Annotated in this window: 7 protein-coding genes and 1 pseudogene; all 8 read left to right on the top strand. The window is 66.9% G+C overall.

The window, feature by feature from the left end:
- Nucleotides 1–248: 248 nt before the first annotated feature.
- The 8 genes and pseudogenes from I6U14_RS03355 to I6U14_RS03320 all read left to right on the top strand — a co-directional run bounded on the left by I6U14_RS03355 (nt 249) and on the right by I6U14_RS03320 (nt 11,478).
- Nucleotides 249–1,610 (top strand): efflux RND transporter periplasmic adaptor subunit, encoded by a 1,362-nt coding sequence (locus I6U14_RS03355; protein ID WP_296896877.1) that lies wholly within the window; start codon nt 249–251, stop codon nt 1,608–1,610.
- Nucleotides 1,611–1,687: 77 nt separating this feature from the next.
- Nucleotides 1,688–4,816 (top strand): efflux RND transporter permease subunit, encoded by a 3,129-nt coding sequence (locus tag I6U14_RS03350; protein ID WP_296896876.1) that lies wholly within the window; start codon nt 1,688–1,690, stop codon nt 4,814–4,816.
- 15 nt (nt 4,817–4,831) lie between these two features.
- Nucleotides 4,832–4,903 (top strand): annotated as a pseudogene (locus tag I6U14_RS03345) (VapC toxin family PIN domain ribonuclease); the annotation flags it as partial.
- A gap of 346 nt (nt 4,904–5,249) precedes the next feature.
- Complete coding sequence (locus tag I6U14_RS03340) at nt 5,250–6,941, top strand: proton-conducting transporter membrane subunit (RefSeq protein WP_296896874.1); 1,692 nt, start codon at nt 5,250–5,252, stop codon at nt 6,939–6,941.
- Nucleotides 6,942–6,944: 3 nt separating this feature from the next.
- Nucleotides 6,945–7,769 carry a hypothetical protein gene (locus I6U14_RS03335; RefSeq protein ID WP_296896873.1) on the top strand — a complete coding sequence of 275 codons (825 nt, stop codon included), beginning with the start codon at nt 6,945–6,947 and terminating at the stop codon, nt 7,767–7,769.
- Nucleotides 7,766–8,323, top strand: a complete 558-nt coding sequence (locus tag I6U14_RS03330; protein WP_296896872.1) for a putative inorganic carbon transporter subunit DabA — start codon at nt 7,766–7,768, stop codon at nt 8,321–8,323. The genes I6U14_RS03335 and I6U14_RS03330 overlap by 4 nt, the downstream gene beginning before the upstream one ends.
- Nucleotides 8,324–8,356: 33 nt before the next feature.
- Complete coding sequence (locus I6U14_RS03325; protein ID WP_296896871.1) at nt 8,357–11,083, top strand: DUF2309 domain-containing protein; 2,727 nt, start codon at nt 8,357–8,359, stop codon at nt 11,081–11,083.
- A 62-nt stretch (nt 11,084–11,145) separates the two neighbouring features.
- On the top strand, nt 11,146–11,478 hold the full coding sequence (locus tag I6U14_RS03320) for a DUF190 domain-containing protein (RefSeq protein WP_296896870.1): 333 nt from the start codon (nt 11,146–11,148) through the stop codon (nt 11,476–11,478).
- Nucleotides 11,479–11,540: the final 62 nt, after the last annotated feature.

The raw sequence follows: 11,540 nt of genomic DNA, 5'->3' as shown, positions 1-11,540 counted from the left end.
GGATTACCATCCACTGTCATTGATGAGGATGACGACGGCAATAGTTGATGCCAGGCGGCCCGGTTGCCGACTGTTGGACGCTGGGCCATCAAGCCGCGCGCTTCGCTGGGCTGTGGCTGCGCTGGCGCGGACCGCAATTGACATCGCGCGTTGTTCTTGGGCAGGGGCACCCCGACTCTGTAAGGCTGTCGGAAAAAGCAACTGGCAGCGTCCGTCGGCCCCTGCGGTGACGGGCTACTGAGCAGACAATGATTCCAATCCTGCGGCCTCGATCCGTGCGCACAGCTCTGAAAATCCTCCTCCCCATCCTGGTACTCGCCATCGGCGTCGGCGCCTTCAGGGTACTCAAGTCCACCAAGCCGGAGCAGACGCCCCCGGCGGTGCAGGAGCGTATCTGGCGCGTTGAGGTTGAGCGCGCAACTCCCCAGCGCTTGGCGCCGGAGCTGACCCTGTACGGCCGGGTGGAAACGCCGGATCTGCTGCGGGCGACGGCGTCCGCCAGCGCCTGGGTTACGGAGGTCGAGGTGCGGGATGGCGACCGGGTGGCAGCAGGGGATGTGCTGGTGCGCCTGGACGCGCGCGATTTCCTGCCGCGCATGGCCCAAGCGGAAGCCCAAATCGCGGAGCTGGAGGCGCAGATCGACAGCGAGCGAAACCGCTACGAAACGGACAAGCTGGCGCTGGAGAAGGAAAAGCGCCTGCTCGAGCTCGCACGCGATGCCGTTGCCCGCCAAGCGCGTCTCAAGACCCAGCAGGTGGGCGCTGAGCAAGCCTTGGACGAGGCCGAGCAGGCCGCAGTGCAGCAGGCGCTGGCGGTGAGCAACCGCGAGCAGAGCATCGCGGACCATCCGACCCGCCTGCGGGCGCTCGAGGCGCGTCTCGCGAGTAACCGGGCGCGACTGCAGGAGCTGGAGCTGGAGTACGAGCGGGCCACGCTGCGCGCGCCCTACGACGGCATTGTGACGGACGTCGCGGTGACCGAGGGCGACCAGGTGAGCAAGGGCGAGGTGCTGGCCCGCATGTTCGCGCTGGACAGCCTGCAGGTGCGGGCACGCATTCCCGCACCCTATCAAGCGGAGCTGCTGACGGCATTGGCAGGGAGCGGCCGCTTGCCCGCCACGGCCGATATCGGCGACAGACGGCTCGAGCTGCATCTCGACCGTATCGCGGGCGAGGCGGGGCCGAGTGGCGTCGACGGCCTATTTCATGTGGCGAGTGATCCGGCGGCGCTGCGGCTCGGGCAGATGCTGACCCTGCGTCTGGAGCGGCCGGCACGAGACGGCGTCATTGCCGTACCGTTCCGCGCCGTCTATGGCGGCGGCCGCATCTACAAGCTCGAGGACGGCCGCATGGTGGGTGTCGACGTGGAGACCCTCGGCGAGCGCAGCGGCGACGACGCGGGGGCAGAGCGCCTCTTGGTGCGCTCGCCGCAGATCGAGGCCGGCGACCTTATCGTCACGACCCATATGCCGAACGCCATTGACGGGCTGCGCGTTGAGACGCTGGACGAGGGGCGTGTGGCGAAGGCGCCCGCGGGCGTCGGATCATCCGGTGCCGCTGCCGGGGCATCCGGCAGCCCCGAGGTGGGTAAGGCGCAGGCGGTGCAATGACCGAGCCTACGGCATCGGGGTCGGGAGGTGGCGAGGGCCGCCGCGGCCCGCGCACATTCAACCCGCAACAGCCCGCGATGCAGCATCGCGGCGATCTGATCGGGCTTTTTGCCCATCACAAGGTCGCTGCGAACCTGCTCATGATCATCATGATCCTCGCCGGCGCCTTCGCGCTGGACCGGCTCAATGTGCAGTTCTTCCCTACCTTCGAGCTGGACATCGTGCAGGTGCGGGTGGTCTGGACCGGCGCGAGCGCCGAAGACATCGAAGACGGCATTACTGAGCCCCTGGAGCAGCGGCTGCGCAGCGTCGACAACCTGGACAAGATGACCAGCACGTCGAGTCAGGGCATCGCCGCCATCACGCTGGAGTTCGTGGAGGGCACCGACCCGCTGCTGGCGTTGGACCAGGTGCGCCGCTTTGTGGATGAGTTCCGTAACCTGCCGCAGGATGCCGAGAAGCCCGAGATCTCGCTGCTCACGCGTTATGAGCAGGTGGCCAGGCTCCTGGTCACTGGTCTGAATGACCCGGCGGAAATGCGCAAGCTGGCGCGCCGGTTCGAGTCGGAGCTGCTCGCGCGCGGCCTGGATAAGGTCGACATCGAGGGCCTGCCGGATGAGGAAATCGCCATTCAGGTCCCTACCGAGCGCCTGGAGCAGCTGGAGCTTGGACTCCAGGACCTGGGCGAGCGCGTCGGCGCATTCAGCCGCGACCTGCCGGCGGGCGCCATCGGCCGGGAGGAGGGCGCCCGGGAGCTGCGCAGCCTGGACAAGCGCCGTGACCCGCTCGCCTTCAGCGACCTGCCGGTGAAGACCGATGAGGAGCTGCGCGTCAACCTGGGCGACGTCGCCGAGATCGACCGTGGCCCCAGCGACAACACTGTAGAGGTCACCGTCGACGGCAAGCCGGCCGTGGAGATGATCGTGCGCCGCGCCGAGAGTGGTGACACCTTGGAATCCGCCCGCACGCTGGCGGACTGGCTCGCCGACACCCGGCCGAGCCTGCCGCCGGGGGTTGAGATTACCGTCTACGACGCCTCCTGGGAGCTGGTGCGCGAGCGCATCATGCTGTTAGTGCGCAACGGACTAGGTGGCTTGGTGCTGGTGGTGGCCATCCTGTACCTATTCCTGACCGGGCGGGTCGCCTTTTGGGTGGCCTGGGGTATACCGGTATCCTTCGCCGCGACGCTCTTCATCCTCTACCTCACGGGCGGCACCATCAACATGATCACGCTGTTCGCGCTGATCATGGCCCTCGGCATCATCGTCGACGACGCCATCGTCGTCGGCGAGGACGCCATGGCGCACTATCAGATGGGCGAGGACCCTTTGCTGGCGGCGGAGGGCGGCGCCAGACGCATGCTGGCGCCCGTCATCGCCTCCTCACTCACCACCATCGCCGCCTTCCTGCCGCTGATGCTGGTCGGCGGGCGCATCGGCAACATCCTGGGCGCCATCCCACTGGTGATCATCTGCGTGATCCTGGCCTCGCTGGTGGAGAGCTTCCTGGTGCTGCCGGGGCACCTGCGTAACGCCTTTGTGCACACACACAAGATCAAGCACAAGTCCATCCGCGCGCGGCTGGACCGCGGCTTCGAGGCCTTCCGAGACCGGATTTTCCGGCCCTTCGCCAGTGTCGCCATCGCCAACCGATTCACCACCGTGGCGGCGGCCATTGCCTTGCTGCTGCTTGCCGTGGGTCTCATGGCTGGCGGGCGCATCGGCTTTACATTCTTCCCGACACCCGAGTCGCAGATCATCAACGCGAATATCACCTTCGTCGCCGGCACGCCGCGGGAGAAGGTGGACCGCTTCCTGCTGCACCTGGAGGAGACCCTCTACGCCACTGAGGAAGCGTTGGACCACCAGCCCAGTGACGGCAAGCTGATCAATTCTGTGGTCGCTTACCATGGCACCAAGGCCGGTGACGGCGGTAATGCGGATCAGCTCGGTGGTCTCACCGTGGAGCTTCTCGACGGCGATCTCCGCGACGTGCGCAACACCGAGTTTATCCGTGCCTGGCGCGAGCGCATCGAGCTGCCGGCGGGGCTCGAGAACCTGAACATCGCCTCCCGCCGGGTTGGTCCGCCGGGGCGAGACCTCACCATTCGGCTCACCGGCAGCGATGCAGACCAGCTCAAGGCCGCCGCCGTGGACCTGTCAGAGACCATCTCCGGCATCGACGGCGTGCGCGAAGTCGAAGACGACATGGCCTACGGCCGCGAGCAGCTCATTTATTCGCTGACGCCGGCAGGGGAGGCACTGGGCCTCACGGTTGCGGACTTGGGCCGGCAGTTGCGCACCGCCTTCGATGGGCAGCTGGTGCAGATCTTCCAGGACGGCCCGGATGAAGTGGAGGTGCGCGTGCGCCTGCCGGACGCCGAGCGCGCGAGCCTGGCGAGCCTGTATCGGCTCAATATCCGCACGCCTGCCGGCGAGTCCGTGCCGCTGACGGCAGTGGCGGAGTGGCGCTCCCGACGCGGTTTCGAGGTGCTGCGCCATGCCGACGGCGAGCTGGCCGTCGAGGTCACGGCGGACGTCAACACGGAGGTGAACAACACCAACCGAATCATCGCGTCGCTGGAAGAGGGGCCGCTGCCGGCTCTGGCCCGGGATTACGGCATCCATTACTCCTTCGAGGGCCGCTCTGCGGACCAGCGGGATACGCTCTCGGACATGCGCAAGGGCCTGCTCCTCGGGCTGCTCTTGATCTACCTGATCTTGGCCTGGGTGTTCTCTTCGTACGGCTGGCCGCTGGTGGTGATGGCCGTCATTCCCTTCGGGCTCACCGGTGCCCTGGTGGGGCACTGGGTCATGGGCATCGACCTCACCATCCTGTCGCTGTTCGGCATGTTTGGACTCTCCGGCATCGTCGTGAACGACAGCATCATCCTGGTGACCTTCTACAAGCACCTGCGTACCGCTGGCATGCCCATCCAAGAGGCCCTCGTGGAGGCCGCCTGCCAACGCCTGCGCGCCGTACTCCTGACCTCCCTGACCACCATTGCAGGTCTGACCCCGTTGCTCTTCGAGCAGTCCTACCAGGCCCAGTTCCTGATCCCAATGGCGACGTCCATTGCCTTTGGCCTCGGATTCGCCACCGTGCTGGTGCTGCTGGTGATCCCGTCGCTGCTGTCCATGCACGAGAGCGCCCACGGGCTCATGCAGCGCCTCGGCGGCAAGGCGGAGCCTGCGCCGAGCACCTAGGGAGACACCAGTGCACTGGCCAAGTGGTATCTGAACGAGCCGGGATCGGAGGCATTCGTCGCCTACCTGCAGCAGGTTGATGTGGCGGCCGCCGCGCGGACCATAGGGTTCGCCGTCGCTGCGTTCTAGTCCGGCGGCGCCGAAGCACCACGAACACCGAAGCGTGCCGAGCGTGACGGCGCCGGCGACCTCTACGTTCGCCAGCGCCGCGCGGATGGCGTCGCGGTCGGTGAAGCCGCTGCTGGTATGCGGGACGTTGTTGCTGGCCGGCGCCAGGTCCGATGGGCGGCTTCCGACGAGCGCGCCGTCCGACCGCCGACCGCGGGCATCGGCAAGCCGGGGTGCAGCGGGCTCAACAGCGGTCCGCTTCCTGCTAGACTCCGGCGCCAGCGCGGGCAGGATTCAGCACGACCCGAGGAGCCCGTTCCAACCGATGGCCCCGTTCGCCGCCGTTCTCGCCTACGGCTTGGTCCTGGCGATGTTCTGCTCGGCGCTCGCGGTGCGCATCAGCGCCGCTCGCCTGGGCGAGGGCGTGGCGCGCATCAGCGTCGCCGCCAGCGCGCTCACCTTCGCGCTGGCGGTGGCGCTGTTCGCCTGGCGGCTGGGGCAGGGTGGCACCGAGCTCTACGGCGTGGGCCTGGGGCTGTTCACGCTCTACGTGGATGCGCTCAGCACCCTGATGGCGGTGCTGGTGAGCGCCGTGGGCCTGGTGGTGCACGTATTCAGCGTGCGCTATATGCAGGACGATCCCGCCTATACGCGGTTCTTCGTGCTGCTGGACGCCATCATCGGCGTCATCCTGCTGATGGTGCTGGCGGGGGACCTGCTGACACTGCTGCTCGGCTGGCACCTGCTCGGGGTCTGCCTGTATTTCCTGCTGAACCATGACATGCGCCGGCCGGCGGCCAACCGCTACGCGTTCTGGACGCTCTTCACCCATCGCGTCGGAGATCTGCCGCTGCTCGCGGCCATTGCGCTCATCTATCACGCCTATGGCACGCTGAGCCTGCCGGCGGTGTTCGAGGCCGTTGCTGCGGCACCGGACGAGACTGCGCTGCTCGGCCTGCCGCTGGCGGAGACCATCGGCTTCTTGATACTGCTGGCGGCCTTCGCCAAGTCCGCGCAGTTCCCGCTGCACACCTGGCTACCGTACACCATGGACGGCCCGACACCGGTGTCGGCGCTGATGCACGCGGGCATCGTCAATGCCGGCGGATTTCTCATCAACCGCTTCGCGCCCGTTTTCGTCGAGACCCAGTCGGTGCTGCTGCTGGCCTTTGCGGTGGGGCTGATCACGACCATCATGGGCTCGCTCATGATGCTGATGCAAAGCGACATCAAGAAGGCGCTCGGCTACTCCACGATGGGCCAGATGGGGTACATGGTGATGGAGTGCGGGCTCGGCGCCTTCTCGCTGGCGATCTACCACCTCATTGCCCATGGTGTTTTCAAGGCGACCCTCTTCCTTGGCTCCGGGGCGATTATCGGCAACGCTCGCAAGGACCCGAATATTCCCGAGGGCGAGATCTACAAGTTCATGGTGGAGCGCAAGGTGCCGTATCCCCCGCTCTCTTGGGTGGTATTCGCGGCCATCACCATCACCGTGCCGCTCTTGATCGTCTTCGGCGCACACCAGCTCGTTGACGAGGGCTTTTTGCACCACCAAGGCGCGCTGATCCTGCTCCTGTTCGGCTGGATCACCGGTGCGCAGACCTTGTTCTTCGTCTACAAGATCGGCGGTGAGCGGCCCTTTACGGTGCTGCTTTATGTGGCGCTGTCGTTCGCCGCCGTGATCCTGACCTATGTGATCGTCGGGCATGCCTTCGATGCGCTGCTGTATCCGGACCCGGCCTTCCGTGAGGCGCTCTACCGGGCGGCCTCGGTGAATGCCACCACCTTCGCGCTGGTGCTGGTCCTGCTGATCGTGCTCATCTCCGCCGGCTGGCTCGTGGTGTTCCGCTCCGAGGCCGCGCAGGAGCCCCTGACACGCCGCTTCCGGGAGCTGCACCTGCGGCTCTATGCACTGCTCTCCCGGGAGTTCTATGTCGCGGATTTCTACAGCCGCCTGGGCGAGCAGCTGCTCACCGCCTCCCGGCGCCTGAATGCCTGGCTACGTTGGGTCTGAGCAATGGGCGGGCTTCTGGGGATGATGCTGGCGCTGCCATTCTTCGTGCTGGCGGGGCTCTGTCTGCCATTGTTTCCGCTCAGCATCGGCATCAATCGCTTTATCCAGCATCTCCCTAAGCACGCCGCCGACCGACTCGCACAGCCGCAGGCCAAGGCGCTGGTGCTGCTGGTGCTCCCGCTGCTTGGGGCGATGCTGATTGGCGTCGGCAGCTGGCTTGCGGGCGATGGCGGCGGCTGGCTGCTGAACGCCTTCGCCTTCTGGGGCGGGCTTACTTCGTTGCTGTACGCTTTCAGGCTGCTGAGTGCACGGGACGGGCAGATCTGGGTCGGGCAGCTCTATACCTCGGCGCTGGCGCTGGTGTGGGTTGGGGTCGCTCACGATGTGCCGCCGCTGCTGCCCGCGCTCGGGCTGGCAGCCTCCCTGCTGCCGCTATGGTTTCTGCTCGATGGGCTGACGCAGCGCTTCGGCATAGCCCGCACCGGGCTCTATCCAGGGCTCGCACTGCGCATGCCGCGCTTCGCGGCGCTCTTTATCGTCGCCGTGCTGGTGGCGGTTGCGGTGCCTTTCTCGCCCGCGTTCTTCGCCGTGGCCGACCTTGCCTTCGGCGGCATCGGCGCCAACGAGCTGCTGACCCTGGTGCCACTGAGCCTGGCCTGGCTGCTCTGGACCTGGGCCGGCATCAATCTGCTGGCCGGCATCGTCTTCGGCGAGCCGCGTGCCGACCTGGACTATGTAGACTTGGACCGCCGCGACGTGCTGATGCATGGTGGCGGCATGGTATTGCTGGCGCTGTTCGGCCTGGTGCTGGTAGAGGGCATACTGTGACCGATGCAATGTTCGACGAGGCGAGCGGTGGGGCATCCTCCCTGCCCCGAAAGGCCGTTAGCAAGGCTGATGCAGCAGGGCAGCCGGGCCTCCCCCGGGCGGACGCTAAGCACCGTCCAAGCCTCGGCAAGACGCTCAAGATCCGCAGCATGGCGACGGTGGCGGGCGAGGTGCTGCCCTTCTTCTGGCCCATGCGCAATTTCATCCATCACAATCCGCTGCACGGGCTGGAGCAGCTGCCCTTCGAGCAGGCCGTCGCCGAGGCGACCCGGCTGTTCCACGCCCGCGGGTTCCTGCCGCGGCCGGCGTATCAGGCCATGCTCGCCGAAGGGGCACTGCAGCAGGACGACGTAGCCGCAGAGATCGACGCCTTCGTCGAAGGCTGGCTCGCCGAGCACGGCCCCGAGGAGCCGGCGGTTGCCGACGAGGTCGCCACAATGCTGCGCCAGATCCTGCTTGCCATGATGACCGCCACCAGTCAGCCCGCCCCCGGCGACCGGGAGCCCTGCGCCGAGGCGGTGCTCGACTGCCTGCGCCGCGGCGGACAGGGCTGATCGGCCGCCGCACGCCGTTTTCCGGAAACCGCCATGCCCCCCGGCACCGCTAAGCCCCTCGCCGACCAGCTCGGCCGCGACCTCACCCTCTACGACGCGGCGGATCAGCTCTTCGGCACACGCATCGGTGAGACCTTGAACGAGCTGCTCATCAAGGGTCTGATGGACTTCTTCGATGAAGGGCAGTCCGTCTGGCGCATGCCCGGGCGCAGGCAGGGACTGTTCCGGGCCTGGGCCAACATCGCACGGCGTAACCGTCGCCTCAAGATGCGCGGGCTGGACGTCGCCGCCATCCTCGATGAGGCCGATGAGCCCGAGGCGATGATCGACCTGGTGATGACACGCCTCGGCATCCCTGAGCAGCGCTGGATGGACTATTTCACCGTTGAGCTGTCCCGGCTGCACGGCTGGGCCGGCTTCGTGCGCTGGCGCGCCCAGGCCGGGCATTACTACTGGCAGCAGCGCAACCCGGCGGACCTAGTGGACTACCTGGCGGTGCGCCTGGTGCTGGCACTGGCGCTGCTGACGGATGCCGGTCGGCGGCTCAAGCGGGATTTACGCTGGGAGGCGCTGCTGGACTTCGCAGCAACGCACCCGCACGAATGCGTGCTGCGCCGCGAGCTCAATGCCGGCACGGTGCTGCCGGACTTCGCCCATCGCATCGAGGTCACGCTGGACTCAGGGGACCCTGCGCGCATCGACGCCCTGTACCTGGACTACGAGCGAGAGAAAACCACCCGCGAGGCCTGCACCCGTGCCCGTCGCGTGCAAGTCATGGCCGCTGCAGCCGGCTTCGACCGGGCGTCCCTGCTGGCACGCGACGAGGACGCGCTGCATCAGATCATTGACGGCACCTATGCTGCCAAGGCACACGAGGGCATGTTGTGGACCCGCGCGCTGGAGCGCGCCCACATCCGCGCGCTCTTGGGGCAGATCGACGCGGCGGCCGAAGCACAGTGCAGCGGTGCGCCGGCATCAGCGCAGAGCGGTGACGCAACGCACGACGGTCCAATCGGCAAGGTCCAAGCGCTTTTCTGCATCGACGTGCGCTCCGAGCGCCTCCGCCGCCACTTGGAGGCCGTCGGCGACTACGAGACCTTTGGCATCGCGGGCTTCTTTGGCGTCCCCATCGCCTTTGTCGAGTTTGGCAAGGGTCACGAGACCGCGCTCTGCCCCGCGGTGGTGACGCCGAAGAACGTGGCGGTGGAGATGCCGCATACCCAGGCCAAGCACGCCCACTCGCTGTTCGATCTGGCGCACGAGGTGGTGCATGACCTCAAGAACACCGTCCTCGCGCCCTATGTCACCGTGGAGGCCGTGGGGCTGCTGTTCGGCTTCGACATGGTGGGCAAGACCTTCGCGCCACGTGCCTACAACACCTGGCGCCAGCGCCTGGAGACCCGCAAGCCGCCGGCGCGGCTGTTGTTCGACAAGCTCTCGGAGGACGAGGCCCTGGAGCTGGTGGCGAACCTGCAGGACGAGATGGTCCTGCGCGCCGTGGAGCGCCACTTCGCCGTCAAGCGCGAGCAGCTCACCAGCCCCATGCTCAGGGAGCTGCGGGAGACCGCGTTGGAGAATCGTCGGGGGCAGACCGAATTCGCCCGTCGCTTCGGCGTGGACGCAGCGGCCGAGGCCGTTTTCATCCGCTCCCTTCAGGCCGAATATCGCGTCAATTCGGACCAGGCCCGCATCCAGCTCGAGCACCTGGCCAAGGTCGGCTTCCGGCCCAAGCGCCAGGCCCAGCTCATCGGCGCGGCCCTGCGGGGAATCGGGCTCACGGCCGGCTTCGGGCGCGCCGTGCTGGTGGTGGGCCACGGCAGCACGTCCGAGAACAACCCCTACGAGTCGGCCTTGGATTGCGGCGCCTGCGGCGGCGACCAGGGGCTGGTGAACGCCCGCATCTTCGCCGCCATGGCCAACCGGCGGGAGGTACGACAGCTGCTGAAAGAGCAGGGCATCACTATCCCGGCCGAGACCCACTTCATCCCGGCCCTGCACGACACCACCACCGACGAGATCCACCTGGCCGACCTGGACGAGCTGCCGCCGGCAGCGCTGACCCGCGTCGACCGCATCCGCGAAGACCTCACCGCCGCCGGGCGCCTGACCGCCGCCGAGCGCTGCCGCGAGCTCGGCGAGACCGATATTTCCGGGCCGGACGCCGCCGCCCGCCGCGTAAAGCGCCATGCCCTGGACTGGACCCAGGTCCGCCCGGAGTGGGGCTTGTCGAAGAACGCCTCCTTCGTCATCGGCCGCCGAGCGCTCACGCGCACATTGAACCTAAACGGCCGCGCCTTCCTGCACAGCTACGACTACCGCGTGGACCCCAAGGGCCGGCTGCTCGAGACGATCCTCACAGGGCCCCTCATCGTCGCCCAGTGGATCAACCTGGAGCATTTCTTCTCGGTGGTCGACAACGAGGCCTTTGGCAGCGGCAGCAAGGTGTATCACAACATCGTCGGGCGCTTCGGCGTGGTCACCGGCAACCTGAGCGATCTGCGCACGGGTCTGCCCGCCCAGACCATGCTCCGCGGCGACAGGCCCTATCACCAGCCCATGCGGCTCATCACCGTCATCGAGGCCCCCTTCGGCTTGGTGGAAGACCTGCTGGCCAAGCTCTACAAGCCTCGGGAGCTGGTGCAGAACGGCTGGATCAGGCTCGTGGTGCTGGACCCGGAGACGGCCCAGGCGCAGGTGTACGACCCCAAGCACGGTGAGGGCGATGCATGGCAGCCGCAGCCCATCCGTCTGCCGGCCTGAGCGCGCATCGCAGCTCGCCGCCGCCGGTAATCCATGACCATCAGTATTCGGAGAGCCAGCCCATGCACGAGCTCAAGCACAGCCAGCTGAAGAAGCTGGAGATCATCGTCCAGGGCGAGCAGCAGGACTTCGTGCTGGACTTGCTGGATCGCGCCGGCGTCAGGGGCTGGACGGTGCTCCACAATCTCTCGGGCAAGGGCAGCCACGGCGCCCATGACGCCCACCTCATGTTCAACGAGGACGACGTGCTGGTGATGGTCATCACCGCCGTCCCGGCCGAGACCGCCGAGGCCATCCTCGAAGGCCTCACCCCGTTCTTCAACCGCCACATGGGCGTCGTCTTCAGCACCGACATCCAGGTGAGTCGGCTTGCCAAATTTCAGCCGCAGGCTTAAGGAGATACTGATTTATTGGGCATCCTGCCCAAAAATCAGACGGAGCCGGGCCTGTTCAGACA

The sequence above is a fragment of the Thiohalocapsa sp. genome, from assembly GCF_019695415.1.
Classification (GTDB): domain Bacteria; phylum Pseudomonadota; class Gammaproteobacteria; order Chromatiales; family Chromatiaceae; genus Thiohalocapsa.
The sequence above is the reverse complement of the archived record's forward strand: the minus strand, read 5'-3'. Positions and strand labels throughout refer to the sequence as shown.

Coding starts and splice junctions, on each gene's coding strand:
- I6U14_RS03355 (WP_296896877.1), top strand. CDS start 249: ATGATTCCAATCCTGCGGCCTCGATCCGTGCGCACAGCTCTGAAAATC.
- I6U14_RS03350 (WP_296896876.1), top strand. CDS start 1,688: ATGCAGCATCGCGGCGATCTGATCGGGCTTTTTGCCCATCACAAGGTC.
- I6U14_RS03340 (WP_296896874.1), top strand. CDS start 5,250: ATGGCCCCGTTCGCCGCCGTTCTCGCCTACGGCTTGGTCCTGGCGATG.
- I6U14_RS03335 (WP_296896873.1), top strand. CDS start 6,945: ATGGGCGGGCTTCTGGGGATGATGCTGGCGCTGCCATTCTTCGTGCTG.
- I6U14_RS03325 (WP_296896871.1), top strand. CDS start 8,357: ATGCCCCCCGGCACCGCTAAGCCCCTCGCCGACCAGCTCGGCCGCGAC.
- I6U14_RS03320 (WP_296896870.1), top strand. CDS start 11,146: ATGCACGAGCTCAAGCACAGCCAGCTGAAGAAGCTGGAGATCATCGTC.